The organism is Rhizobium sp. NLR22b (assembly GCF_019685295.1).
Taxonomy (GTDB): Bacteria; Pseudomonadota; Alphaproteobacteria; order Rhizobiales; family Rhizobiaceae; genus Rhizobium.
On record NZ_JABDWM010000004.1, the window covers coordinates 247,589 to 272,572 of the forward strand.

Below are 24,984 nucleotides of genomic sequence, written 5' to 3' on the forward strand. Positions count from 1 at the left end.
CGCATGATTCTGCCGGCACTTGCGGCCGGTTTCGGTGTTGCGGTCATCCTCGTCTCGACAAGCCCGTTTTCGGTCCGGGCCCAGGATGCCGCCCCGGAAGCGCCACAAGCTTCAAGCCCGCCGCCCGCCGAGGCGCCGTCGCCCGATCCGGCCGCCGAACTTGCCGCCAAACGCGATCAGACCCGCGCCGAACTCGAAACCCTGTCGAAATCAATCAGCCTGTCCTCCGACAAGGTGAGCGAACTCCAGCAGAGTATCGCCAATCTGGAAAAGAGTACGCAGAGCATTCGCCAGGCGCTGATCGATTCCGCCGCCCGCCGCAAGGGGCTGGAAAAACAGATCCTCGAGAGCGAAAAGAAGCTTGCCGACCTCGGCGTCAAGGAGGATGGCATCCGCCGTTCCCTGCATGAACGCCGCGGACTGCTGGCCGAGGTGCTGGCAGCACTCCAGCGCATGGGCCGTAATCCGCCGCCGGCGTTGCTCGTCACCCCCGACGACGCGCTTGCTTCCGTGCGCAGCGCCATCCTGCTCGGCGCCGTCGTGCCCGGCATTCGCAAGGAAACCGACAAGCTCGCCGCCGATCTCGGAAGCCTGGCCGCGCTGCAGACGGCAAGCGCCGCCGAGAAGACGCAGCTGACAGCGACGATGACTGATGGCATTGAGGAAGAGCGGCGCATGGACCTGCTGCTTGCCGAAAACGACAAGCTCAGCCGCAGCAACGCCGCTGATCTGGAGGCCGAGAAGAAGCGGTCCGAGGAACTCGCGGGCAAGGCGACCAGCCTCGAAGGCCTCGTCGCCTCAATGGAATCCGAGATCGCCTCGGTACGCGAAGCGGCCACCGCCGCTCGCCAAGCCGAGGAGAACCGCAAGCTCTTGACGGACGAGCAGCGGGCTCAGGCGAAGGCGCTGGCCGAGAGCGGCGTGCCCGATAAAAACCGCATTGCGCCCGCATATCCCTTCGCAGAATTGAGGGCGAAATTGGAACTGCCCGTGGCAGGCGATATCCTGCGCCAGTTCGGCGATGCCGATGGCACCGGGCATGAAGCCATGGGAATGACGGTCGCCACCAACCCCGAAACAGTGGTGACGGCCCCGGCCGACGGGCTGGTGGTTTTTGCCGGCGCTTTCCGCAGTTACGGTCAGATGGTCATTCTCGACGCGGGCGACGGTTACCACCTGGTTCTCTCGGGAATGGATACGATCAATACCCGTCAGGGAAAATTCGTTTTCTCCGGCGAGCCGCTCGCCGTGATGGGAGCGAAAAGAGTGGCAAGCGCAACTGCATTGGCGCTGGAAACGGACCGGCCAACGCTTTACATTGAATTTCGAAAAGACGGTAAACCGGTCGATTCCCGACCGTGGTGGACCGCCAAGGACACTGGAAAGGCACGCAATGATTCGTAGGGCTTCTCTTGTTCTGGTCGGCGCATTGATGGGTGCGACCGCGATGAGCGTCATTTATTCGGCAGGTGTGCCGGCAGAAGCAGCCGGATCCTCCACATACAAGGAACTGTCGGTATTCGGCGACGTCTTCGAACGGGTGCGCGCGCAATACGTTACGCCGCCGGCCGAAGACAAGCTGATCGAAAACGCCATCAACGGCATGCTGTCCTCGCTCGACCCCCATTCGAGCTACATGAATGCGAAGGACGCCGAAGACATGCGCACCCAGACCAAGGGTGAATTCGGCGGCCTCGGCATCGAAGTCACGATGGAAGACGAGCTCGTCAAGGTCATCACCCCGATCGATGACACGCCCGCCGCCAAGGCCGGTGTTCTCGCCGGCGACTACATTTCCGAGATCGACGGGCAGTCCGTTCGCGGCCTGAAGCTGGAAGACGCCGTCGAGAAGATGCGCGGCGCCGTCAACACCCCGATCAAGCTGACGCTGATCCGCAAGGGCGCCGACAAGCCGATCGAACTGACGATCGTCCGTGACGTCGTCGCCGTCCAGGCCGTCAAGTCGCGCGTCGAGGACGATGTCGGTTATCTCCGCATCATCTCCTTCACCGAAAAGACCTATCCCGACATGGAGAAGGCGATCAAGAAGATCAAGGACACCGTTCCGGCCGACAAGCTGAAGGGTTATGTCCTTGACCTGCGCCTCAACCCGGGCGGCCTGCTCGACCAGGCGATCAACGTCTCCGACGCCCTGCTGCAGCGTGGCGAGGTCGTTTCGACCCGCGGCCGCAATCCCGATGAAACCCGCCGCTTCAATGCCGGGCCAGGCGATCTGACGGACGGCAAGCCGGTCATCGTGCTGATCAATGGCGGTTCGGCGTCTGCATCGGAAATCGTCGCCGGCGCCCTTCAGGATCTGCGCCGTGCCACCGTTCTCGGTACGCGCTCCTTCGGCAAGGGTTCGGTCCAGACGATTATCCCGCTCGGCGAAAACGGCGCGCTGCGCCTGACCACGGCGCTCTATTACACGCCGTCGGGCCGCTCGATCCAGGGCACCGGCATCACCCCTGACATCAAGGTCGAGGAGCCGCTGCCGGAGGAACTGCAGGGCAAGATGGTGACCGAAGGCGAATCCAGCCTGCGCGGCCACATCAAGGGCCAGAGCGAAACCGACGAGGGTTCGGGCTCCGTTGCCTATGTGCCGCCGGACCCGAAGGATGACGTTCAGCTGAACTACGCGCTCGACCTGCTGCGCGGCAAGAAGACCGATCCGGCCTTCCCGCCGAACCCGGACAAGGCCGTCGTCGCCAAGTAATCGATCATTGCAAGGCCGGGCACTCGCCCGGCCTTGACCCTTTCTGCTGTTTCCCGGTTTGGAGCGGGCGAGAAAATTGGGAACGGACCTGCATGCGCCTTTGGGGCGCAACCGCAAAACCGGCAGCCGGCGGCCGGGAGTGCTGCTTCTCGGCCGCATCGCCGCCAGTCTGTGTCTTTTTGCAATAGGCGGCTTCTCGCTCTATACGGCGTTTCGCGGCGACGGGCTCGAACGCAAAAATCCGCCGGCAACCGATCAGGCGGCAGTGCCCTCCTCCGGCACACCCCAACCAGCGCAAAAGCCGGCCGGCCAGGCGGCGGATGGCATGCCGCGCGCCGAACCGCGTTCGGGCGCCAATGTCGAGCAGATGGTCACCGGTGACGGCTCCGTCGTCACCAAATACAGCCCCCGCCCCCGCGACGGCGGCGGACCGGTATTGGTCGATGCGATGCAGATCGGCCAGGATCCGCGCATGGCGGCGCTGCCGAACGAGACGCTGCTTGAGGATTCGGCCTATGGCAGGCTGCCGATCGTCGGCCCCGACGGCCGACGGCCGATGGATCAGTATGCCCGTCCCGCGTCCGGCGCCCGCGGTGTACGCATCGCCATTGTCGTCAGCGGCCTCGGGCTTAGCCAGACGGGAACGCAGCGCGCCATCGCCGAATTACCCGAGGAGATCACGCTAGCCTTTGCCGCAAGCGGCAACAGCCTCCAGCGCTGGATGCAGGAGGCTCGCCGCGGCGGCCATGAAATCCTTCTGCAGGTGCCGCTGGAACCGTTTGATTACCCGGCGAACGATCCGGGCCCTGAGACTCTGCTGACCTCAAAGCCTGTCGCCCGCAACATCGAGAACCTCCACAAGGCGATGGGCGAGATCACCAACTACACCGGCATCATGAACTATCTCGGCGGCCGTTTCCTTTCCGACCCTGCCGCCATGGAACCGGTCATGCGCGATATCGGCAAGCGTGGCCTGCTCTTCCTCGACGACGGGACGTCGGCGCAGTCGAAAACGGCTGATGTCGCCAAGGGGACTGAACTGCCCTATGTCTTTGCCGATCTGCAGCTCGACGGCCAGCTCGACGTCAACGCCATCCTGCAGAAACTCGACGAGCTCGAACGCATCGCTCGCAAGAACGGCCAGGCGATCGGCGTCGCCTCGGCTTTTGACGAAAGCGTCGACGCCATTGCCAAGTGGAGCGAGGAAGCTTCTATGCGCGGCATCGAGATCGTCGGCGTCGCAGCGCTTTCCAACGACCCCAGAAACCCCTGAGATGATGACCTCAACGGAGAAGAAGATGAGCCAGGCGACCGTGAAAGCCGAGGATCTGCCCTATCGCCCATGCGTCGGCGTGATGATCCTGAACCGCGATGGCCTGGTCTGGGCCGGCCGGCGCATCCCCGACGGCAATTCCGAATATGACGGCTCGCCGCAGCTCTGGCAGATGCCCCAGGGGGGCATCGACAAGGGCGAGAATCCGTTGGATGCCGCCTATCGCGAGCTTTATGAAGAAACCGGCATCAGGACGGTGACGCTGCTCGCCGAAGCGCGGGACTGGATCAATTATGATCTGCCGCCGGCGCTGATCGGCATCGGACTGAAAGGAAAATTCCGCGGTCAGACGCAGCGCTGGTTCGCCTTCCGCTTCGACGGCGACGAAAGCGAGATCGCTATCAACCCGCCGCCCGGCGGCCACGATCCCGAATTCGATGCCTGGGAATGGAAGCCGATGCATGCACTGCCGGGCCTGATCGTTCCTTTCAAACGCGCCGTCTATGACCAGGTGATCGCAGAGTTCCAGCATCTGGCGGCGTTGCAATCGGAAGACTGATCATGCCCGGATGCTTCCGTTTTGGGCGCGGCGAGCACCTGGTAGGAGCTTATTCGGCTTGGTCAGCGGAATCGGCGTTGAGCTGGCCGTATTTGCTTTCGCCGATTTTTTCGAGCAGATCGAGCTGCGTTTCGAGGAAGTCGATATGGCCTTCTTCATCGGCCAGCAACTCTTCGAACAGCTTCATCGAGACGTAATCGCCGGCTTCATAACAGATATCGCGCGACTTCTTGTAGGCCGTGCGGGCGTCGTACTCGCCGGCGAGATCGGCTTCGAGGACTTCCTTGACGTTCTGGCCGATGCGCAGGGGGGCCAGGGTCTGCAGATTGGGATGGCCTTCGAGGAAGATGATGCGGGCGACGAGCCGGTCGGCATGATGCATCTCTTCGATGGATTCGGCGCGTTCCTTCTTGGCGAGCTTGGTGTAGCCCCAATCCTCGAGAAGACGATAGTGGACCCAGTATTGGTTGACCGCCCCGAGTTCGAGGAACAGTGCCTCGTTAAGCCGCTCGATGACCTTTTTGTCGCCTTTCAATGTCCGCTCTCCTGTTTTCCTCATGGAACTGCTTCAAGCGCGACATGAAATCAAATATCTCGGCCTCCGTCGAGTGGCGACGGGCGTGATATTCCTCGGTCGTCTGGATAATAATGTCGACCACGTTGGGGAAGCAGCCGCAGCAACGGCCGCGTTTTTCCATGGCGTGGTAGACCTTCGCAGGCACGATAAGCTGCCAACAGTCGTCGTCGAGAAGGTTGGTGATAACCTCCCGGATTTCCTTGTCGGTTATGTAATTGCAGCTGCAGACAAGCACGTCTTCATTTCCAAACATGACATTGACTATCGTGTTTTCTGCTAAAGAAGATGGTGGCTGTCAAGAAAAAATTCGAATCAGACGGCATCGATTGGAAGCGATGGGCGCGGCCTGTTGCAGATTGACTGGAACTGTGCGGCGATCACACGATGAGGCATGCCGGTGATCCGGTCGATCCGACTGCTAATGAAAGTTCCGCCCGCGCGGCATGACCTCGGCGGTTTCCACCACACCGGCATGGCGGCCCGCGGCGCCCGCCTCCCTTTCCAATTCCGCCCCTTCCCGCGCATTCGCAAGCCTTCTCTGTCGTGGATCGACCCCTGGCCTCAGCACCTCGTCGGCGCGCTCGCAGGCACCGAAACGTCGGGCCTCGCGTTGCAGGATGCCAAGCGCCGGCGTCATGTCCTCCATATGCTCGACGACCGTATGGATGACGCCGCTATGGCTTTGCAGCCTGCCCCGGATTTTCACGAGCCGGGCACCCATGACGACCGCCCGGTATTTTTCGAATATCTTGCTCCAGACGATAGCGTTGGCGACACCGGTTTCATCCTCCAGCGTCATGAAGATTACACCCTTGGCCGAACCCGGGCGCTGGCGCACCAGCACCAGACCGGCGATGGTCACTCTCTTTCCGTTCGGCACCGTCAGGAGATCGACATTGCGCGTGATGCCCATCTTTCGGAATTCCTCCCGCAGGAAAGACACCGGATGCGCCTTCAGCGACAATGACAGATAACGATAATCCTCGATCACCTGCTCGCCTGGCGGCATATCAGGCAGGCTGGTCTTCGGTTCGACCTGCAGATCGATATGGTTCACCCGATCGAACAGAGGCAATTTTTCAGGAGCGTATTTCGTATCCAGCGCCCTTGCAGCCCAAAGCGCCTCACGCCTCGACAGGCCGATCGAGCCGAAGGCATCGGCATCCGCCAGCCTTTCGATATCGGCTTTGTCGAGGCCGGACCGCAGCCAGAGATCACGAACCGAGCCATAACCATCGCCCCTGTTGGCAAGAAGGCTCTCCAACGCCTTCTCGGACAGACCCTTGACCTGCCGGAAGCCGAGGCGAACGGCTCGCTTTGCCTTGATGAGGGCTCGCATATCGGCATGCCGCCTGTCGACGGCATTTCTGTCGAATACCGCCTCCTCGAGATGGCAATCCCAATTGGATCTGTTGATGTCGACGGGTCGGACCTCGACCCCGTGTTCCCTGGCATCACGAACGAGCTGCGCCGGCGCGTAAAAGCCCATCGGCTGCGAATTGAGCATGGCAGCGCAAAAGACGTCTGGATAATAGGCCTTGACCCAGGACGAGGCATAGACCAGCAGGGCGAAGGAAGCCGCATGGCTTTCCGGAAAGCCATATTCGCCGAAGCCTTCGATCTGGCTGAAGCAGCGTTCGGCAAAGTCCCTCGGATAGCCTCTGCGGGTCATGCCATTAATCAGATCATCCTTGAACGCGTTGACCTTTCCCAACCGCTTGAAGGTCGCCATCGAGCGGCGCAGGCGGTCGGCCTTGGCAGGCGAGAAGCCCGCCGCCGTAATCGCGATCTGCATCGCCTGTTCCTGAAACAGTGGCACGCCGAGCGTCCGCTTGAGGATCGGGATCATCTCGTCTTTCGGATAGTCGATCTTGAAACCTGGAGAATGCGACTGCTCCCGCCGCGTCAGGTAGGGATGGACCATATTGCCCTGAATCGGCCCCGGGCGGACGATTGCCACTTCAATCACGAGATCATAGAATCGGCGCGGCTTCAGCCGGGGCAGCATGCTCATCTGCGCCCTGCTTTCGATCTGAAAGACGCCCAGCGTGTCGGCCCGGCACATCATGTCATAAACCGGTACGCCCTCGTCTCCGTGTTCCCTGTTGCCGAGATCGGCAAGGGTTTTCTTCACGTCATAATGCAGTTCGAGCAGCGAGAAAGCCTTTCTGAGACAGGTCAGCATTCCGAGAGCCAGAACATCGACCTTCAGGATCTTGACGTTGTCGAGATCGTCCTTGTCCCATTCGATCATATAGCGATCCGGCATCGCCGTCTTCATGATCGGCACGACTTCATCGAGCCGATCCCGGGTGATGACGAAGCCGCCGACATGCTGGGTCAGGTGACGCGGAAATCCGAGGAGTTCGGACGCATAGCGCAGAACGTTTGATGTCACCGGATCCGAAATATCGAGCCCAGCCGCCTTGGCATCCCGCTCCGACAGATTATCCTCCGACCAGCCCCAGACCAGGCTGCTGATCGCCGCCTGGACGTCCTCCGAAAGCCCGAAGGCCTTGGAGACCTCGCGGCCGGCGGAACGAGTGCGATAGGTGGTGACGCCAGCCGTCAGCCCGGCATGCTCCTTGGTATATTTTCTGTAGATGTGCTGGATGACTTCTTCGCGGCGGTCATGCTCGAAATCCACATCGATGTCAGGCGGCTCGTCGCGATCCATCGAGATGAAGCGGTCGAAAAGCAGTGTGCTTTTGGTCGGATCGACTTCCGTGATCTCGAGGCAATAGCAGATGACCGAGTTGGCTGCAGAACCGCGGCCCTGGCACAAAATCTTCAATTCATAACGCGCATGCTGGATGAGCTTGTGGACCGTCAGGAAATAAGGCTCGTATTTCTTCTCCCGGATGAGATCGAGTTCATAGTCGATCTGGGTCTGGATTTGAGCAGGAACGCCATCCGGATAGCGCTTCTTAGCGCCCTCTTTCGTCAGACGTTCGAGGGTTTCATAAGGCGTCTCGCCGGGATCGTTTTCCGGCGGGTAATTGTGTTTCAGCTCATTGAGCGAAAACGAAAGCCTGCCGAAGAATGTCCCGGTATTGGCGATCGCCTCTGGATAATCACGAAACAGCCGGGCCATTTCACGTGGGCCCTTGAGATAACGCTCGGCATTCGGAGCAAGAAGAAAACCTGCTTCGGCGATCGGAACATGCTCGCGGATCGAAATGACGATATCGGAAAGGGGTCGGCGATCCGTATGGTGATAGAGCGGCTGGTTGGTCGCGATGACAGCAATGCGGTGGCGGGCGGCGATTACGGAAAGTGCCGCGAAAACCTGCCTGTCGCGGCCATCATAGGCAGGCGCCAGCGCCACGTGAAACGCCTTGCCGAAACGGTTCCGGAACCGGGCGAGACAGGCTTCCAATTCCTGTTGGGCGACAGGCTCGACGGCAGCCGCCTGGCCGGGAACGAGGGCCAGCATCATCTCGTCCCCCCATTCCATGATATCCGCCTCGTAAAGCAGGCAGGATCCCTTTTCCGCTCTCAAATTTCCCGCACTCAGCAAACGGCAGAGATGCGCCCACCCTCGCCTGTTCTCAGGATAAGCAAGGATATTAGGCGTTCCGTCTGAAAAAACGAGACGGGCGCCCGGCTGAATCCGGATTGGATCGAGAATCTTCTCTTCCTCTCTGCCGTCGAGGTTCTTCTCGTGCCTTCTTCTGAATTTCTCTTCGATCTCCTGCGCCTGCGCATGCGCCCGGACGACGCCGGCAACCGAATTCCGGTCGGCGATTCCAAGACCGGAAAGTTTCAGCGCCGCGGCCTGCACCACCATTTCCTCAGGTTTCGAAGCACCCTCCAGAAAGGAGAAATTGGTGCGGGCGCCGATCTCGAAAAATGCAGGCGCCGCGCTCATGCGAAAATCCCGTGCATAAACCAGCGCGGCGGCGGCTCTTCACCGTAAAGGCCTTCGCGGTAAATCCAGAAACGATGCCCGGCATTGTCCTCGACACGGAAATAGTCACGCGTTTTGGCGTCGGCGCCATCGATCCACCACTCCATTGCAAGCCGTTCCGGGCCTTCGCTGCGCAGAACCTGATGCTGCATGCGGCGCCACCGAAAACTTTGCGGCGGCCCTTCCGGAACTTCGGCGAGCAAGGCCTCCACCGGTTCCGGTCGGGCAAAAAGCCTCAGAGGCCGCTCGCTGCGAGCGGCGGAAAGACGGCTTCCCTCGCTCCTGCGATGCGCCGGAAAACTCTCCATGAGTGGGGTTATGATAACCGCACGCTCCGGCACATGGCTTTCACGGAGCTGAAAGCTTTGGAGACAGTCTGCGCCAAGGCGAGCCGAGACGCGGTCGATGAAAGCTGCAAGGGAGATCTCTCTTTGCCGCCCGCCGTCGAAATCGCCCTGCGTTCCTTCGAAGGGCTCATGGCGCACGACATTCAGCCGCAGGATCTCGAAACCATATCCGGCATCGAGATCGTCATGAATTGCCTGCAGACGCTGGGAAAAAAGATCCGCGATCCGCTTCGGCTCCCTGAGCGGCCGTGAAGCGCCGACCGAAATCCGGAAAACCCGGCCATCGACCCGAAACAGCACGAGTTCGAAGACGCGGCCGCCGGCGCCGCGGGCTTCCAGGGAGGGTTTCAGCGACACGGCGATCTGGCCGGCAAGGACGAGAATATCCTCTTCGGTGCCGATCGGCTCGGCCAGCCGCCGCTCGGCCGAAAGGCTCGCAACCGGCAGGCGCGGCGAAACCGGTTCCTCATCATGTCCGAGCGCCTGATCGAGCCGCAATAGCAGGCTTGCCCCGAAACGGCGGGTCAACGGCGCCCGCGGCGCATTCATGACATCGCCGATATATTTCAGCCCGAGCTTCTTCAGCGATGCCACGGTGTCTTCGTTCAGCCGAAGCGCGGCGATCGGCAGCGGCGCCAGCATATCCTCCATTTCCTCGTCTTCGATGACGCCGCCATTGCCAAAACGAGCGACGGCCGAGGAAAGGCCGGGCGAAGAGGAGATCGAACCCCGGACGTCGAGCCCCATATGGAAAAGCCTGAGCAGAATATCCTTCAGCAGCGCTCTCTCGCCGCCGAAAAGATGGGCACAGCCGCTAATGTCGAGAAACAGCCCGTCCCGTCCGTCGATCGCCACCAACGGCGTATAGCGGTCGCACCAGTCGGCGATGGCTTCGAGCAGCCGCGCATCGGCGGCCGGATCCTCCTCGACGATATCGAGTTTCGGATGCATGGCGCGCGCTTCCGCGACACCCTGGCCCTTCTTCAGGCCAAGCGCCTCCGCGGCCTCGTCCAGCGCCATCAGCCGCATGGCATTTTCGTGCTTTCCGGCGCAGACGATCGGCGCAGCCTCAGGACGCCCTCTCGAACGCCAGGAGAGGCCCCATTTTCTGCGGGCGATCCTGTCCGTCGAAAGGTGCGGAAAGCTGAGCGCCAGGATACGCTGACCGTTCGTCTGGAGTAAGAGCGTGCCTTGGCTCGTTGATGGGGAAAAACTGACGTTCATGAGGGTTCCACTCCAGAAGAAGGGAGAGCGGAGCCGGGTTGCGGCTCTTCTCCAGGCTGAGATGAAAAACCGGATTGCCGATGCTGCCGGCAAGTCTCGATCCACCCGGCAGAGCCCGCATGCCGGCTGGCGCAGGCTCGGCAAGCAGCCGGAAGGCGGCGCTGCTCGCCTCCTCCTCTCCTGCCTGCCGAAGCAGGAAGAGCGGCCGGCCGGCCGCCTTGGCGCGAAGACCGAGCCGCCGGCTCTCGGTCAGACCGACATGCGCGGGATTGCCCCTCATCTCCAGGATGACCACCGAAAAGGCGCCGCTTTCCAGCGCGGTTTCCGCAAGCCAGAGCGCCTCATCGAGCTTGCGCGGCAAAGCCTGCAGGAAACGCTCAGGCCGCAGGCCGAAATCCTGCAGACCCACCGCATAGGGAAGGCCGGCCTCCATCGTCGAGACCGGATCGCCGATCCAGAGTATTGGCGAACAGTCGCTCGCCTCCTCCTCCACCCGCTGCAGCAGCGTTGCGGCCGCAAGGGCGAACCCACTGGCGGCTCCCGCATCCCGGAAAAGCGCCGAACGGATTTCCGTTATCGCATCGAGCGGCAGCCCGCCCTCCATCGCTTCGTCGAGCGATGCCACCCCAAACGACAAGCGCTGTCTGCGTCCATTCCGTTCCGCATCCTGCCGCCCGCTCTCACCCGAAGCCAGGGCTTCCCGCTCCGCTGCCGCAAGCGCCGGCGCAGGCTTTCCTTCCAGCTTGGCGATGGTTTCGCGGAGCGCAAAAAGCCGCTCGCGCGCCAGGGCGTTCTGCGCCATGGCGTTTACTCCGTCCGTATTGTTCCTGTTATGTTCTTATGGATTCCAGAGAGCTGAAGAAGAGTCAACAACCATTTTCTATGAATTTATTCCTGCCTTTGATTCCGCACTCGAAAATCGGCGGCAAAGGTTCTATATGGGCCCGCAAAGGAAGGAATATTCATGGCCCGCATAGACCTGAGCGATGATTGGCGGGACCGCCATGCGCCGACGATCAGCACTTTCGAGTCGCTGGCCATGGAGGCTTACAGCCATCTACCGGATGAATTCCGCCAACTGACGACCAATCTCACGATCGAGATTGAGGATTTTCCCGATGACGACGTTTTCGAGGATATGGCGCTGGAAACGCCTTTCGACCTGCTCGGCCTTTTCGAAGGCAGGGGAATTTCGGAGCGTTTCACCGTGGAAACCGGCGAAATGCCGAACCGCATTCGCCTCTACCGTCGCCCCATCCTCGATTATTGGGCAGAAAACGACGAGACGCTCGGCGATATCATCACTCACGTCCTGATCCACGAGATCGGCCACCATTTCGGACTGAGCGATGAGGATATGGAGCGGATCGAGGCCAGCGCCGAGGAAGCCGCCGAGCGCTGAAACCGTGCGTTCGGCAGAACGCGCTATTGCTCGGAGAGCTTCATCTCCGGATCGTAATCCTTGCCTTCGACAGTCTTGACGACGGCCTGGCCGCATTGCATCGCGCCGGTTGCGGCATTGAAGGCATAGGTCGGTGGGCCCTCCAGCGACCAGCCCTTGTTGAGGGCGGCGGTGACCTTGTGGCAGAAGGAAGCGTCGTCGGGGCCGGTCAGGAAGCGGTAGAGTTTCATCAGGCGGGCTTTCTTGCAGAAATCAGGCGAGCTTTATGAACCAGAGCTTCGGCCTGGACAAGATGCAGCCGTTCGATCATCCGCCCGTTCGCATTGATGACGTTCAGGCCTTGGGCAGCCGGATCGGCAAAGGCTGATATGATTGCCTGCGCTTCGGCAATCTCCTCGGGGCTCGGGCCGAAATGCCGGTTGGCGGCCGCAATCTGCGCGGGATGGATCAGCATCTTGCCGGCAAAACCCATGGCGCGCCCCTGCCCGCATTCGACATCGAAACCTTCGTCATCCCGGAAATCGTTGAAGACACTGTCGAGCGCATCAAGCCCATAGGCCTTGACCGCCAGAATGACCTGCATCAGCCAAGGCACGAGAAAGCTTCGCCCCGGCTGCGGCAGGACGCCGGTTTCCTTGCGCAGATCATTGAGGCCGACGACCAGGCAATCGAGCCGCGCCCCCAGCATGCAGCCGGCTTCAGCAATCGCTCCGGCATTCAGCACGCCGCGCGGCGTCTCGATCATGGCCCAGATGCGCAACTCCTCCGGGGCATCCGCATCGGCAAGCAGATCGCCGATGTCGGTGATATCCCGAGGCGCGTCCACCTTCGGCAGGAGAACGGCGTCGGGCAACAGCGCCTTGACCAGATCGAGATCTGCCGCCCCGAATCCGGATGACAAAGAATTGATGCGAATGATCCTTTCCTTGCCCTCGAGCGGCGGTCCGGCAAAAAAAGCACGCAGATTTTCCCGCGCATGGCCCTTGTTCTCGGGCGCGACGGAATCCTCCAGATCGAAAATAACCGCATCACAATCAAGGGAACGGCTCTTTTCGAGCGCGCGGAGATTGATGGCTGGCACGCTCAGCACCGAGCGGCGCAGACTTGCGGAGCGGAAAGGTTTGGTTTGGTTCATCATCCATTAGTGCCAAGCTTCGCAAAGCCCGGCAAGACAACAAAAAGCCATGCTTGCCTTGCAGAGAGGAAAAGGAAGGACCACATTCCTTTCTGTAGAAAGGTCTCAAACCCATGCAGAACATTCGCTCCATCTTCTTCATGCTGGCCGGCGCCACCTTCTTTGTCGCCATGCTGCTTCTCACCTTCTCGGTGACGCTTGCTGTCGGCGGCATCCTGACCGTGCTCATGGTCGGACGCGCGCTTTCGATGAAGATGAAGCCCGCTCCGGTCCGCGCCAAGGCAAACAACGGCAAGCCGGAGATGCGCATCTGGAACGACGGTCGCGGCACGATCATCGATCTCTGAGGCCTGCTTTCAAAAAAATTGGCGACACTGTCGCATCATGCTTCCGTGATACGTCTTTGAAGCAGCCGGGCATTCTGCCGGCGCTCAAAAACGATGGAGGACGTGCATGGATACGACGGAAAACAAGCCGGCCAAGTTACCGCCGGTGAAGAATGGCCTGCTGCCCTATCTGACGGTCGACGGCGCGGTGAAGGCCGCGGAATTCTACAAGAAGGCCTTCGGCGCCGAAGAGGCCCACAGGGTACCGGTCGATGAAAGCGGCCGGACGATGCATATTCATCTCTATATCAATGGCAGCTCCCTGATGCTGGCGGATGCCTATCCCGAACACGGCCATCCCTTCAAAGGTCATGAAGGCTTTGCCATCCAGCTTGTCATCGACGATATCGATTTCTGGTGGGATCGTGCGGTGGCCGCCGGCGCCGAAGTCGTCATGCCGGTCGAACTGATGTTCTGGGGTGACCGCTACGGCCAGCTTCGCGACCCGTTCGGCGTGCTCTGGGGCTTGAACGCGCCCGCCAAATAACCGGACGCGTACCGTCGCCAGGTCACGCGAAACGTCGCGTGGCCGCCATTTGAAAGCAGTTCGCGCAATAGTGTGCAGCGGTTTTGCGAGAACGACATGCGGCAGACCAGACCTAAAGCGTAGCAAGCGAATCTGAAAGATCGCGGTACGCTTTAGAAAGATTCTCCTTCATTTCGGCAAAAAACTGGACTAGATGCACATCCAGGAAAGTACATTTGCTGAAATGGAGCATGGGTCATGGATAAATTCGTGAAGCTCACGGGCGTTGCAGCGCCGCTGCCGGTCGTCAACATCGACACCGACATGATCATTCCGAAGGACTATCTGAAGACCATCAAGCGCACGGGTCTCGGCAAGGGCCTTTTCGCCGAAGCCCGCTACAATGAAGACGGCTCCGAAAATCCCGATTTCGTGCTGAACAAGCCAGCCTATCGCGATGCCAAGATCCTTGTCGCCGGCGACAATTTCGGCTGCGGTTCCTCGCGCGAGCACGCTCCCTGGGCGCTGCTCGATTTCGGCATTCGCTGTGTGATCTCCACCAGCTTCGCCGACATTTTCTACAACAACTGCTTCAAGAACGGCATCCTGCCGATCAAGGTCAGCCAGGAAGACCTCGACAAGCTGATGGACGACGCCTCGCGCGGCTCCAACGCCATCCTGACGGTCGACCTCGAGAACCTCGAGATCACCGGCCCCGATGGCGGCTCGATCAAGTTCGATCTCGACGAGTTCAAGCGCCACTGCCTGCTGAACGGCCTCGACGATATCGGCCTGACCCTGGAAAAGGGCAAGGCGATCGACGAGTTCGAAAAGAAGAACGTCGCGTCGCACCCCTGGGCCGCTTAAGCTCTGACCAATTGCCGATCGATTAAGCCGGGCTTTTGCCCGGCTTTTTCTTTATAGCGGCGCGCATCTCACGCGCGCAAAGGACGCTGTAACTGGCGCAGCTCAGAAAAACTTCTCTTTCCAGACCCTCAGTTTTTCCAGCGACACGCCGATTCCGCCGCAGACCTCGATCAGCGGATTGTCAAAACGCTGAAGCAGTCCGGCATGCACATCGGCAACGGCAAGGGCGGCGCCGCAGGCCGGCTCGACGAGGATGCGATGCGCATCGGCAAATTTCAGGCAGGCGGCGATGGCATCGGCGTCGCTGACGACAACGCTTTCGATCGGGTGCTGCTTCGGCAGCTCGAAGACATGCTGCGCCACCTGCTTTGCGCCGAGCGACGTTGCAATCGAGGTGATCTCGGGAAGCGAGATGCGTTCATTGGCCTTGAGGCTGGCATGAAACGAAGCCGCCCCTTCGGTTTCGACGGCGATGACGGGAATGTCGGAAAGCCCGTTCCGTTTCAGCCCCTCGACAATGCCGGCCAGCAGCCCGCCGCCGCCGACGCTGGTGACGACACAATCGAATGTCACGCCCTTCGCCACCACCTCGTCGATCAGCGTGGCATGACCATCCCACAGAAGCGGATGGTCAAAAGGGTGCACATAGGTCGCCTTACGGCTCTCTGCGAGCTCGACCGCATGAGCGTTGGCTTCATCGAAAGCCGAACCATGGACGAGAACATTGGCGCCGGTTGCGGCAATCGTCTGCCGCACATCGGCCGCCGTCGTCTCCGGCACGACGATCGTGACCGGCACGCCGAGCGCCCGGCCGGCATAAGCCGCAGCAATGCCGGCATTGCCGCCGGAGGCGCAGAAGATCTCGCGGGCACCATCTTCCACCTCGTGCTGGCACAGCCGGCCGACACCGCGCAGCTTGAAGCTGCCGGAAGGCTGTAATGCGTCGAGCTTCAGCCAGAGCGGCTTGCCGCTGGCGCTATAGCCAGGGGATGTCCGAACCAGAGGCGTGTCGAGATGGAGAGGTGCTGAAGCCATGGGAACCTCCAGGAAATGAAACTGTGACGGCTGTTCTAATCCGTTTGCGGCCACAGGAGCAACCATCGCGACCGGAAATGAAGCGTACCGATTCACCGCTTCTCTCGCTTGAAATGCCCATTTCCGGGGTCTAAGAAACCGCAACTTGTTTTTCCAGGAGGGTTTCATGACAGCGCGCAATCTTTTCCTGCTGCCGGGTGACGGCATCGGTCCCGAGGCCATGGGCGAGGTCCGCAAGATCATCGCCTATATGAACGAGGCAATGAATGCCGGTTTCGTCACCGATGAAGGTCTTGTCGGCGGTTGCGCCTACGATGCCCATGGCGCGGCGATCTCGGAAGCCGACATGCAGAAGGCGCTTGCCGCCGATGCCGTTTTGTTCGGCGCCGTCGGCGGGCCGAAGTGGGATAGCGTGCCTTACGACGTGCGCCCGGAAGCCGGTCTGCTACGCCTGCGCAAGGATCTGCAACTCTTCGCAAACCTGCGCCCTGCTATCTGCTACCCGGCGCTCGCCTCGGCCTCGTCGCTGAAGCCGGAACTGGTCGAAGGCCTCGACATCCTGATCATCCGCGAGCTGACAGGCGGCGTCTATTTCGGCGAGCCGAAGGAGATCATCGACCTCGGCAACGGCCAGAAGCGCGGCATCGACACGCAGGTCTACGATACCTACGAGATCGAACGCATCGCCGGCGTCGCCTTCGAAATGGCCCGCACAAGGCAGAACCGCGTCTGCTCCATGGAAAAGCGCAACGTCATGAAGTCGGGCGTGCTCTGGAACCAGGTCGTGACCGAAACGCACAAGGCGAAATATTCCGACGTCCAGCTCGAACACATGCTGGCCGACGCCGGCGGCATGCAGTTGGTGCGTCAGCCCAAGCAGTTCGACGTCATCGTCACCGACAATCTTTTCGGCGACATGCTCTCCGACGTCGCCGCCATGCTGACCGGGTCCCTCGGCATGCTGCCGTCGGCCTCGCTCGGCGCGCCTGACGGCAAGACCGGCAAACGCAAGGCGCTCTACGAGCCGGTGCACGGCTCGGCCCCGGATATCGCCGGCAAGGGCATCGCCAATCCGATCGCCATGATCGCCTCCTTCGCCATGTGCCTGCGTTATTCCTTCAACTTGGTGAAGGAAGCCGACAACCTGGAAAGGGCGATCGCCAACGTGCTCGACAAGGGCATTCGCACCGGCGACATCATGGCCGATGGCGCAAGGCAGGTCGGCACTGTCGAGATGGGCGATGCGATCCTCGCCGAGTTCAAGGCGCTTTCTGCCTGATATATTTCACGTGAAACAGTTCAGCCCTTCGCATCACCCATGCGGAGGGCTTTTTCATGTAAGGACGAGCAGCCGCAACCGGGTCGGTCGAATTATCCGACACGGACTATTCTCAGCCACAATCTCGTGTATTTTTGCGCCGAATTTTAACCCGGCAAAATCGAACGGACGACAGGATGCGGGCATTTTGGGCTTCCCTTGATAGGCGCTGGCGCCGCGGCGGCGTCGGCATGCCGCCCTTGCGCTGGCAGGCCTGCCTCTTCATCACCATCAATGCCGTGGTTCTTTCCATGCTGCTCTTCGATGCCCCGGTCGGCGCCAGCGAACGCCCTGCGGCGGTGAAGCAGCTCGGCCAGCTGCTGACCGGCTTCGGCGATTCTGGCTGGCTGATCTGCATCAGCATTCTGCTCTTCTTTCAGGGCAGGGCGGGTTACAAGCTTTTAAAGACCGCGCGCTCCAAGGCGCAGGCGCTTTATGTCAGCTGGATCGGCGCCTATCTGTTCACAACTGTCGTCTTCTCCGGGCTTCTTGCCAATCTCCTGAAACGGGCGATTGGAAGGGCGCGTCCCGACCACTTCCACGATTACGGCATGTTCTCCTTCACGCCCTTTTCGGGCCACGCCGCTTTCGAAAGCTTTCCCTCCGGCCATTCGACGACGGTCGGCGCCTTCTTTGCCGCTTTTGCATTGCTGTTTCCGCGCTACCGCATTCTCTTCATCGCCTGCGCCATCTGGCTTGCCATGACGCGTGTCATGGTAGGCGCCCATTATCCAAGCGACGTCATCGCCGGCCTTGCATTCGGCGGCTGGTTCTCGCTGCTGACGGCCATCGTCTATGCCCGCTGCGGACTTCTTTTTAAGCTGGCGCCGGATGGCTGGCCTCTCGCCAAACGCCTGTTTCCGGACATGGAAAAGCCCGGCGGCTTGTGAGCGCCGGGCCTTTCGCCTGCATGCTTAGCGCAAAGCGCCTCAATCCATGGCGTGGATATCCCTGTTCTTCGTTTCGGGCAGGAAGATCAGGCCGATCACCAGCGTGATCGCCGCAAAGACGATCGGATACCAAAGACCGTAATAGATATCACCCGCGGCAGCGCTCATCGCGAAAGCCGTCGCTGGCAGCAGGCCGCCGAACCAGCCGTTGCCGATATGATAGGGCAGCGACATGCCGGTGTAGCGGATGCGGGTCGGGAAGAGCTCGACCAGGAGGGCCGCGATCGGGCCATAGACCATCGTCACATAGATGACGAGGACGAACAGGATGGCGATCGTGCCGATCCAGTTGACCCGGGTGGGGTCAGCGGTCATGGCGAAGGCGCCGCCATTGGCGATGTTGTAGACTGCCATGTCGGTGACGCCATTGGCCTCGTCCGCCGTTAGCAGCTTGCCTTCGACCAGCTTGGCTGCCGGCACGGTTTCCTTGTCGCCGGCGCGCACCGCATCGGCGTTGAGCGCCAGTTCCGGATTGGCGGCGATGAAGGCATCGAGCTTGCTATCCGGCACCTTGGCGGCCCCGCGCTTCAGCGGATAGCCGGCATCGTGGAGCGCAATGTTGACGCCTTTTTCGAAGGCGGCGGTCATGCCCTTCGCCTTGTCGCCGGCAGCAACAACGTCGAAGCTGGTAATCGTACCGTTACCGACCTTCACCGTCGCCGGCTGTCCGGCGGGACCAGGCACGACGTCATAAGGCACCGAGTTCTTCGTCAGGAATGCTGTCGCCACATCGCAGGAACTGGTGAATTTCGACGTGCCCGTCGGGTTGAACTGGAATTTGCAATCCGACGGATCGGCCGTGACCGTTGCGCGGATCGACGCCTGCGCTTCGGCAAGTGCGGGGTTCGCCGTCCAGGTCATCGCCTTGAACAGCGGATTATAGGTCACCGCCGCGATGAGAAGGCCTGCCATGATGATCGGCTTGCGGCCGATCTTGTCGGAAAGACCGCCGAAGATGACGAAGAACGGCGTGCCGAGGAAGAGCGCAATGGCGACCATGACATTGGCCGAGAACAGATCGACCTTGAGCACGTTCTGCAGGAAAAACAGCGCATAGAACTGGCCGCCATACCAGACGACCGCCTGGCCCATGGTGGCGCCGAGAAGGGCGATGAGCGCGATCTTGGCGTTCTTCCATTGCCCGAAGGCTTCGGTCAGCGGCGCCTTGGAGCCCTTGCCTTCCGCCTTCATGCGCTGGAACGCAGGCGATTCGTTCATCTTCAGACGGATCCAGACGGAAATGCCGAGCAGCACGACTGAGACCAGGAACGGAATGCGCCAGCCCCAGGCTGCGAATTGAACCGGGCCCATCAGGGACTGGACCAGGATGATGACGATCAGCGACAGGAACAGGCCGAGCGTCGCCGTCGTCTGGATCCATGAGGTGAAGTAGCCGCGCCGTCCATTCGGCGCATGTTCGGCGACATAGGTTGCCGCGCCGCCATATTCACCGCCGAGCGCCAGACCCTGCAGCAGACGCAACCCGATGAGAATGATCGGGGCTGCGATGCCGATGGTGGCCGCACCCGGCAGGATACCGACGAGGAAAGTCGACATGCCCATGATCAGGATCGTCACCAGGAAGGTGTATTTGCGGCCGACGAGATCGCCAAGACGGCCGAACACCAGGGCGCCGAAGGGACGCACGAGGAAGCCGGCGGCAAAGGCGAGCAGCGTGAAGATATTGCGCGTTGCCTCGGGGTATTGGGTGAAATAGGTCGCGCCGATATAGGTGGCGAGCGAACCGTAAAGATAGAAATCGTACCATTCGAAAACGGTGCCGAGCGAAGAAGCGAAGATGACCTTCTTCTCTTCGCCCGTCATCGGACCGGCCTTCGCGCCGTCGATGCTTGCGACATTTGCCATTGTCTGTCCTCCACAGAGTGATGAGCAACGCGCGCGACCTACTCTCCTCAAAGCAAATCCCCGGCCGCGACTCGCCTGACGAGAGTGTGCCAGAAAACATGGCCCGCAAAGAGAGAGGCTTTGGGATTATGACTTTAGTCTAATGGCAGCGCTTTTGGCGGGCAGGGAAGTCGTCTGCTGGCTCTGTTCACGCCCTCAGCGCCTGCGCCGGCGATTGCCGGTAGGCGAGCACCGCCGGCAGTGCGGCGAGCAGTGCGGAAAAGGCGAGCAACACCCCTGCAAGCCCACCATCTTCGCGGGCGAAGCCGACGGGCATGGCGATGCCGCTCGTTTGCGAGAACATGCCGGACAAGCCAAGCGCCGCGGCAAATCCAAGCCCGAATCCGAGCGCGATCCCAACTGCCACGAGCGCGAAGAATTCCAACCAGACGATGCCGAAGATCGCACTTCGTGGGGCGCCGAAGGCCCTCAATGCGCCGATCTGGCGGCGGCGCTGACCGATATGGATGACCGTGACCAACACCAGCGAGGCTGCGACGAGAGCCTGCGCGCCGGAAGCGATCGCGACGAGGATCTGCTTGGCGTCGCCGAGCGTGGCATAAAGATTGGTCAGCACCTCGCCGGGGAAGACGGCGACGGTATTGCCGCTGCGATAGTCCTGCCGCAGCTTGTAGGCATCGGCGATCGTCTTCGGCTTGACGAGGATGGCGGGAAGGCCGGGAGCATTCGCGGCCCATTTCTCGTCGAGCACGGCAGCCGGGTCGATTTCGCCATGATGTTCCTGATGCGCATGCGCGTCGTGATCGGCGCTCGCCGGCTCATGATCGTCTCCAGGCTCCTCGTGTTCCTCCTCCCCAAGGCCATGGATATGCCAGACGGCCTGGATCGGAACGAGAATGGCTCGGTCCCAGGCTGTCCCCGTCGGCCGCAGGCGGCCGGCAACGTGGTAGACGAGTTCGGTGTGGGTCTCGCCGCCTTCTTCCGCTAGGCCATGCATCGGCTTGATCTCGCCGCCGAGCGAAAGCTTAACGGCCGAGCCGATCACCGCCTCTCCCTCGCGGGCGAAAACCTTCCCCTCGGCAAAGCCGCCCGCCAGCCTGTCCGCCAGGGTCGCAGTCGTGCCGACGATCGGATAGCCGGAGAACGAGTCGCCGAAGCCGATCGGTGCCGCCCAGTCGACACGGGGATCGGCGGCAAGCCTGGCCAGCACCTCGCCCGGCATCAGCGGCAGGGGCGAGGGCTGCAGGAAGACGGAGGATAAAACGAGCTGTGTCTCGCTGCCGCCGGCGCCGATAACGAGATCGAACTTGTCGGCGGCGCGGGCGCTGCCGAGGCGAAGCGCTCGCTCCTGCAGGACAACGGAGACGCCGAGCGCCGTCGCAAGCGCCACCAGCAGCACCACCACCAACGACCCCGCCCAGAGGCGGCGAAGATCGGAAAGGATGAAGCGGATCATGCAGCCTCTCCCGCCGTTGCCGCGGAATCGTCGCTGATCCGGCCCGAGCCGAAGGTGATGCGCCGGTCGAGCCGGCTTGCCAGGCGCTGATCGTGCGAAACGACGATCAGCGTGCTGCCCTCGGCAATGGCAAGATCGAGGAGGAGATCGCCGACGGCCTCACCGCTTTCGGCATCGAGGCTCGCGGTCGGTTCGTCGGCGATGATGACGCCGGGCTTGCGCAACAGCGCCCGGCCGATCGCCACGCGCTGCATCTCGCCGCGCGACATTGTTTCGATCTTCTGGCCCGGGCGGGAAAGACCGACAGTGGTCAAAAGCACATGCGCCCGCTCGATGACGTCAGCTGTGGCGGCCCTGGCAAGCCGCGCCGGCAGAAGCACGTTTTCCAGCGCCGACAGGCCCGGGAAAAGATGGAACTCCTGCATGACCAGGCCGATATTGGCAGCGCGGAACCGGTCGCGCCCGCTTTCGGAAAAACTGGCGATATCCTCGCGGTTCCAGCGGATGCGGCCTTGGCGTGTCCGCTCCAGCCCGGCAATGATGTTGACGAAGGTGCTCTTGCCGGAGCCGGACGCTCCCGTGATGGCGACCCTGCTGCCGGCCTTGATCGACAGGCGGCCGATTGCCAGCGCCGGCGAGGACAGGCCTGGAAAGGTGATGGCAAGGTTTTCGATATCGAGAGCGAGCATATCGGTTCAGACAGCGGAATATTCGGCTTGGCGGATGCGCAACAGACTGACGAAGCCGGTTTCCGGATCCGTCCAGGAACCGTATTCCAGCGTGCCGCGCACTTCGATCGTCTGGCGCGGCTGCACGAATGTCTGCTTCTCCGCGAGATACACGACGACGATATTATCCGGCCAATCCGCATCCGAGGAGCAGAAGGGGCAGAGCGACATTGGCACCTCGGTCAGCACGAAGAACTGCGCCTCGGCCTTCAGTGGCGGCGCCATGAAGCCTTTCATGCTGATGTCCTGGCCGGCAAGACGCTTCACCTTGTCGGAGAATTCGAGGCCCAGCACGCCGAACTTGCCGTAGAGCTCGTCGAAGGAAAGCGATGGCTCGACAGCGCGACCAGCAGACGCCGTAAAAGGGAACGCAATGGCGGCGGCGATCAACCGTCGGCGGCTGAGATGCAGCGAAGGGAATATATCCATGGTGATCTCCAGGAAGCAAATCCCGGCCTCTAGCATCGCCCGAAATCGGAACGATTTTCGGAAAGCACGATGCTAGCTTCAAAGTGTTACAGCGTCCTTTTGCGCGTCTGAAAGACGCGCGGCGCTGTAAGCGGCCGGGATAGATGATCGACGAAAGAGGCAAGGCCGGCAAGCTGCCCCGCAGGATCGGTTTCCGATCAGTTCGTCTGCTTGGCGCCGAGCGCGAAGGCGTCGGCGAGCACACGGTAGACGTCGCTCTGTTCGAGGTAGCCATGGAAGCCTTCAGCGCCCCGGGCCGGCCGACTGCAGGACGACGTCGTCGACCGCATGAACGCCGCTCTCGCTGCTCTTCGGAAGATTGCCCTGCACGAAGACGGCGCCGGGAACATCCTTATACTGCTCGTTGGCGACATATTCCTTCTTTTCGTTCTGGACAGCCGGAACGAAGGGATCGTCGAGCTTCGGACGGAAGGTCTCGTAGTGATCGGGGCCATTGTTGGCACTCAGGAACAGGCGGCGGCTGACGTCGATCTTGTCGGGATAGCCGTCGCCATTTTCGTCCTTGTAGTTCGGGAAGCCGGCTTCGGCATAGGTGCCAACCTTTTCGCGCATTTCCGTACCCGGCTTCTCGTCATCGACGGTTCCGATGATCGAAACACCATGCGTGTGGTCGCCGGTAACGACGATCAGCGTGTCCGGATGCGCCTTCTGGAATTCGCGGGCAACGCCGATCGCCTGGTCGAATTCGATGGTATCGACAACGGCGCGATCCCAATCGAGCGGATGGGACATCTTGTCGATCGAGGAGCCTTCAACCATCAGGAAGAAACCATCCGGATTCTTGGAGAGGCGGTCGAGCGCGGCCTTGGTCATGTCGACGAGGCCCGGCTGGTTCGGGAACTTGTCGACAGTGCCCTTCTTCAGGAATTCGCGGTCGAGCGTCACGTCCATATTGCCGGTGTGGAAGAGACCGAGGAGATTGCCTTCAGCCGACGCATTGGCGGCGAGTTCGTTCTTGTCGGTCGCAAGCTTGTAGCCGGCATCCTGGAACAGCTTGATGTAATCCTGATTGTCCTTGCGCTTGGAACCGGCGACCTCCTTGCCGAGGAAATAGGCCGAGCCGCCGCCCAGCAGGACTTCCGGCTTGACGTCGAGCAGCATGCCGACGACGTCGGCCTTGTCGCCGCGGTTGCGGGTATGGGCAACGACAGCAGCCGGCGTAGCGTCTTCGACTTCAGATGTCGCAACGATGCCGATCGACTTCTTCGTCGTACGGCGGACGGCTTCGCCGAAAGTTTCGACACGCGGATCGTCGAGCGAAGATGGTGTACGGTCCGCGTAGACGCCGATCGCGTTGACGGCTGTCTTATGGCCGGTCATGAAGGCCGACATGGTGTTGGCCGAGTCCGTGGCAACGGCATTCGTCGCCGACGTGCCGATGAAAGCCATGCGATCGAGATCGTCCATGTTCAGACGGCCATTCGCCTTACCTTCGGTCATGCCCTTGGACATGATGCGGGCGGCGGTGCGATGCGCGACGGAAAGCCCGTCGCCGAGCAGGAAGATGATATTCTTGGCCTTCGGCTGGGCAGCGGTTTCGTAAACGTTCCAGGTGACGGACTTGGTTTCGTCGCCGGCAGCGACTTCGATCTTGTAGTCGCCCGGAACGGAAATCTTCAAGCCGCGCAACAGCAGAGCGGAGCCGAGAGCCTTGTCTTCCTTGCCCTTTTCCAGCTCGATGAACTGCGCTTCGCCCCCGAGAACGCTCTTGTAATCCTGGCCGTTGACCGTGATCTTCACGTCCTCAGGCTTGACCTGCTTGTTGAGCTCGACCTTGAAATCGAACGGCGAGCCGACAAGGATCGTGGCGCGATCGAGCGGATAGACCGTCGTCGCCTGAGCGGCGCCCGCAAGGATGGTGGTGGCCGCAAAGGCGGCAAGAAGCGTACGCATGGAAAACCCCCGTTTTCGGTGCAGACATTGACAACCGAGCCGGGATACCTCCCTGGGATGACAGCGGCATGACAAAACGTCGCAGCATCGCGGCGGCCGCTTTCGCCCTCCGCCTCCGAGCGCAAAAACCTTGACTCCTGTGGAAAACCTTCTAAGAGCAACAGCGGAAAAGGAATCTCCATGGTTCGCGACGAACACGCCATTGCCGCATGCAATGACCGGGCACAGGTTGCCGGGGTGGACATTGCCGTTCCGGTTTCTGCCAAAACCAAGGCCAAAACGACGACGAAAACCGTCTGACGTCTCTGGCCTGCCGCTCTCTCCCCGGCTCGGCTGGGGACAGGAAGACGCGATCCGTCGCGCCTTTCCCCTCACCGGACAAGAGGA

General features: G+C 61.2%; 21 protein-coding genes and 3 pseudogenes. 11 read left to right on the top strand and 13 right to left on the bottom strand.

The features are described from left to right. The first annotated feature begins 3 nt into the window (after positions 1–3). The 4 genes from HJC00_RS09210 (at position 4) to HJC00_RS09225 (ending at position 4,548) form a co-directional block, all read left to right on the top strand. Entirely contained in the window at positions 4–1,404 is a 1,401-nt protein-coding gene (locus HJC00_RS09210; RefSeq protein ID WP_221163881.1) for a murein hydrolase activator EnvC, read from the top strand. After that, a complete protein-coding gene (locus tag HJC00_RS09215) occupies positions 1,394–2,716 on the top strand; it encodes a S41 family peptidase (RefSeq protein WP_003543943.1) in 1,323 nt (440 codons plus the stop codon). The genes HJC00_RS09210 and HJC00_RS09215 overlap by 11 nt, the downstream gene beginning before the upstream one ends. 76 nt (positions 2,717–2,792) lie before the next feature. Continuing rightward, positions 2,793–3,989, top strand: a complete 1,197-nt coding sequence (locus HJC00_RS09220) for a divergent polysaccharide deacetylase family protein (RefSeq protein ID WP_221122894.1) — start codon at positions 2,793–2,795, stop codon at positions 3,987–3,989. Positions 3,990–4,014: 25 nt separating this feature from the next. Then, positions 4,015–4,548: an RNA pyrophosphohydrolase gene (locus tag HJC00_RS09225; RefSeq protein ID WP_210632753.1), complete on the top strand. Its 534-nt coding sequence runs from the start codon at positions 4,015–4,017 to the stop codon at positions 4,546–4,548. Between the two features lie 49 nt (positions 4,549–4,597). On the opposite strand, the gene bfr is transcribed toward HJC00_RS09225, so the two are convergent. From bfr to HJC00_RS32395, 5 genes and pseudogenes are all read right to left on the bottom strand, one after another. Beyond that, positions 4,598–5,083, bottom strand: coding sequence for a bacterioferritin (bfr, locus tag HJC00_RS09230; RefSeq protein ID WP_210632754.1), 486 nt, complete (start codon positions 5,081–5,083; stop codon positions 4,598–4,600). Beyond that, positions 5,049–5,448, bottom strand: a pseudogene (locus HJC00_RS09235) ((2Fe-2S)-binding protein). The gene bfr and the pseudogene HJC00_RS09235 overlap by 35 nt, the downstream one beginning before the upstream one ends. A gap of 95 nt (positions 5,449–5,543) precedes the next feature. After that, positions 5,544–8,996 (bottom strand): error-prone DNA polymerase, encoded by a 3,453-nt coding sequence (locus HJC00_RS09240; RefSeq protein ID WP_221163882.1) that lies wholly within the window; start codon positions 8,994–8,996, stop codon positions 5,544–5,546. Continuing rightward, the gene (locus HJC00_RS09245; RefSeq protein ID WP_405048784.1) at positions 8,993–10,411 is read right to left on the bottom strand and encodes a Y-family DNA polymerase; all 1,419 of its coding nucleotides are present in this window, start codon (positions 10,409–10,411) and stop codon (positions 8,993–8,995) included. The genes HJC00_RS09240 and HJC00_RS09245 overlap by 4 nt, the downstream gene beginning before the upstream one ends. A 40-nt stretch (positions 10,412–10,451) precedes the next feature. Continuing rightward, entirely contained in the window at positions 10,452–11,408 is a 957-nt protein-coding gene (locus HJC00_RS32395) for an ImuA family protein (protein WP_259672211.1), read from the bottom strand. A 162-nt stretch (positions 11,409–11,570) separates the two neighbouring features. Between HJC00_RS32395 and HJC00_RS09250 the strand changes: the two genes are divergently transcribed. Beyond that, positions 11,571–12,008, top strand: coding sequence for a metallopeptidase family protein (locus HJC00_RS09250; RefSeq protein ID WP_210632757.1), 438 nt, complete (start codon positions 11,571–11,573; stop codon positions 12,006–12,008). Between the two features lie 23 nt (positions 12,009–12,031). Here the strand turns inward: HJC00_RS09250 and HJC00_RS09255 are convergent, their stop codons facing one another. Next, on the bottom strand, positions 12,032–12,238 hold the full coding sequence (locus HJC00_RS09255; RefSeq protein ID WP_210632758.1) for a DUF1737 domain-containing protein: 207 nt from the start codon (positions 12,236–12,238) through the stop codon (positions 12,032–12,034). After that, positions 12,238–13,143 (bottom strand): CoA ester lyase, encoded by a 906-nt coding sequence (locus tag HJC00_RS09260; protein WP_210633052.1) that lies wholly within the window; start codon positions 13,141–13,143, stop codon positions 12,238–12,240. Before HJC00_RS09260 ends, HJC00_RS09255 begins: the two co-directional genes overlap by 1 nt. Positions 13,144–13,256: 113 nt before the next feature. Here HJC00_RS09260 and HJC00_RS09265 point away from each other — a divergent pair, with 113 nt between their 5' ends. From HJC00_RS09265 to leuD, 3 genes are all read left to right on the top strand, one after another. Continuing rightward, the gene (locus HJC00_RS09265; RefSeq protein ID WP_064708240.1) at positions 13,257–13,490 is read left to right on the top strand and encodes a hypothetical protein; all 234 of its coding nucleotides are present in this window, start codon (positions 13,257–13,259) and stop codon (positions 13,488–13,490) included. A 106-nt stretch (positions 13,491–13,596) separates the two neighbouring features. After that, the gene (locus tag HJC00_RS09270; protein WP_210632759.1) at positions 13,597–14,016 is read left to right on the top strand and encodes a glyoxalase/bleomycin resistance/extradiol dioxygenase family protein; all 420 of its coding nucleotides are present in this window, start codon (positions 13,597–13,599) and stop codon (positions 14,014–14,016) included. Between the two features lie 237 nt (positions 14,017–14,253). Further along, entirely contained in the window at positions 14,254–14,862 is a 609-nt protein-coding gene (gene leuD, locus HJC00_RS09275) for a 3-isopropylmalate dehydratase small subunit (RefSeq protein ID WP_210632760.1), read from the top strand. Between the two features lie 102 nt (positions 14,863–14,964). On the opposite strand, the gene HJC00_RS09280 is transcribed toward leuD, so the two are convergent. Next, positions 14,965–15,897: a pyridoxal-phosphate dependent enzyme gene (locus HJC00_RS09280; protein ID WP_221163884.1), complete on the bottom strand. Its 933-nt coding sequence runs from the start codon at positions 15,895–15,897 to the stop codon at positions 14,965–14,967. Positions 15,898–16,063: 166 nt separating this feature from the next. Between HJC00_RS09280 and leuB the strand changes: the two genes are divergently transcribed. Continuing rightward, positions 16,064–17,176: a 3-isopropylmalate dehydrogenase gene (gene leuB, locus HJC00_RS09285; RefSeq protein ID WP_210632762.1), complete on the top strand. Its 1,113-nt coding sequence runs from the start codon at positions 16,064–16,066 to the stop codon at positions 17,174–17,176. A gap of 176 nt (positions 17,177–17,352) precedes the next feature. Then, the gene (gene lpxE, locus HJC00_RS09290) at positions 17,353–18,105 is read left to right on the top strand and encodes a phosphatase PAP2 family protein (protein WP_221154834.1); all 753 of its coding nucleotides are present in this window, start codon (positions 17,353–17,355) and stop codon (positions 18,103–18,105) included. Positions 18,106–18,144: 39 nt separating this feature from the next. Here the strand turns inward: lpxE and HJC00_RS09295 are convergent, their stop codons facing one another. The 5 genes and pseudogenes from HJC00_RS09295 to HJC00_RS09315 all read right to left on the bottom strand — a co-directional run bounded on the left by HJC00_RS09295 (position 18,145) and on the right by HJC00_RS09315 (position 24,597). Then, positions 18,145–20,031, bottom strand: coding sequence for an MFS transporter (locus HJC00_RS09295; protein ID WP_210632764.1), 1,887 nt, complete (start codon positions 20,029–20,031; stop codon positions 18,145–18,147). A 187-nt stretch (positions 20,032–20,218) separates the two neighbouring features. Further along, positions 20,219–21,487, bottom strand: coding sequence for an FtsX-like permease family protein (locus tag HJC00_RS09300; protein WP_221154836.1), 1,269 nt, complete (start codon positions 21,485–21,487; stop codon positions 20,219–20,221). Continuing rightward, positions 21,484–22,176, bottom strand: a complete 693-nt coding sequence (locus HJC00_RS09305) for an ABC transporter ATP-binding protein (RefSeq protein ID WP_221123906.1) — start codon at positions 22,174–22,176, stop codon at positions 21,484–21,486. Before HJC00_RS09305 ends, HJC00_RS09300 begins: the two co-directional genes overlap by 4 nt. A gap of 6 nt (positions 22,177–22,182) precedes the next feature. Continuing rightward, a complete protein-coding gene (locus HJC00_RS09310) occupies positions 22,183–22,644 on the bottom strand; it encodes a hypothetical protein (protein ID WP_210632767.1) in 462 nt (153 codons plus the stop codon). A 197-nt stretch (positions 22,645–22,841) separates the two neighbouring features. Then, positions 22,842–24,597, bottom strand: a pseudogene (locus tag HJC00_RS09315) (alkaline phosphatase). Between the two features lie 90 nt (positions 24,598–24,687). Here HJC00_RS09315 and HJC00_RS32985 point away from each other — a divergent pair. Next, positions 24,688–24,897 (top strand): annotated as a pseudogene (locus HJC00_RS32985) (hypothetical protein); the annotation flags it as partial. Between the last annotated feature and the right edge of the window lie 87 nt (positions 24,898–24,984).

Coding starts and splice junctions, on each gene's coding strand:
- leuB (WP_210632762.1), top strand. CDS start 16,064: ATGACAGCGCGCAATCTTTTCCTGCTGCCGGGTGACGGCATCGGTCCC.
- HJC00_RS09300 (WP_221154836.1), bottom strand. CDS start 21,487: ATGATCCGCTTCATCCTTTCCGATCTTCGCCGCCTCTGGGCGGGGTCG.
- HJC00_RS09270 (WP_210632759.1), top strand. CDS start 13,597: ATGGATACGACGGAAAACAAGCCGGCCAAGTTACCGCCGGTGAAGAAT.
- leuD (WP_210632760.1), top strand. CDS start 14,254: ATGGATAAATTCGTGAAGCTCACGGGCGTTGCAGCGCCGCTGCCGGTC.
- HJC00_RS09305 (WP_221123906.1), bottom strand. CDS start 22,176: ATGCTCGCTCTCGATATCGAAAACCTTGCCATCACCTTTCCAGGCCTG.
- HJC00_RS09280 (WP_221163884.1), bottom strand. CDS start 15,897: ATGGCTTCAGCACCTCTCCATCTCGACACGCCTCTGGTTCGGACATCC.
- HJC00_RS09310 (WP_210632767.1), bottom strand. CDS start 22,644: ATGGATATATTCCCTTCGCTGCATCTCAGCCGCCGACGGTTGATCGCC.
- lpxE (WP_221154834.1), top strand. CDS start 17,353: ATGCGGGCATTTTGGGCTTCCCTTGATAGGCGCTGGCGCCGCGGCGGC.
- HJC00_RS09240 (WP_221163882.1), bottom strand. CDS start 8,996: ATGAGCGCGGCGCCTGCATTTTTCGAGATCGGCGCCCGCACCAATTTC.
- HJC00_RS09260 (WP_210633052.1), bottom strand. CDS start 13,143: ATGAACCAAACCAAACCTTTCCGCTCCGCAAGTCTGCGCCGCTCGGTG.
- HJC00_RS09215 (WP_003543943.1), top strand. CDS start 1,394: ATGATTCGTAGGGCTTCTCTTGTTCTGGTCGGCGCATTGATGGGTGCG.
- HJC00_RS09225 (WP_210632753.1), top strand. CDS start 4,015: ATGAGCCAGGCGACCGTGAAAGCCGAGGATCTGCCCTATCGCCCATGC.
- HJC00_RS09295 (WP_210632764.1), bottom strand. CDS start 20,031: ATGGCAAATGTCGCAAGCATCGACGGCGCGAAGGCCGGTCCGATGACG.
- HJC00_RS32395 (WP_259672211.1), bottom strand. CDS start 11,408: ATGGCGCAGAACGCCCTGGCGCGCGAGCGGCTTTTTGCGCTCCGCGAA.
- HJC00_RS09250 (WP_210632757.1), top strand. CDS start 11,571: ATGGCCCGCATAGACCTGAGCGATGATTGGCGGGACCGCCATGCGCCG.
- HJC00_RS09210 (WP_221163881.1), top strand. CDS start 4: ATGATTCTGCCGGCACTTGCGGCCGGTTTCGGTGTTGCGGTCATCCTC.
- HJC00_RS09245 (WP_405048784.1), bottom strand. CDS start 10,411: ATGCGGCTGATGGCGCTGGACGAGGCCGCGGAGGCGCTTGGCCTGAAG.
- HJC00_RS09265 (WP_064708240.1), top strand. CDS start 13,257: ATGCAGAACATTCGCTCCATCTTCTTCATGCTGGCCGGCGCCACCTTC.
- HJC00_RS09255 (WP_210632758.1), bottom strand. CDS start 12,238: ATGAAACTCTACCGCTTCCTGACCGGCCCCGACGACGCTTCCTTCTGC.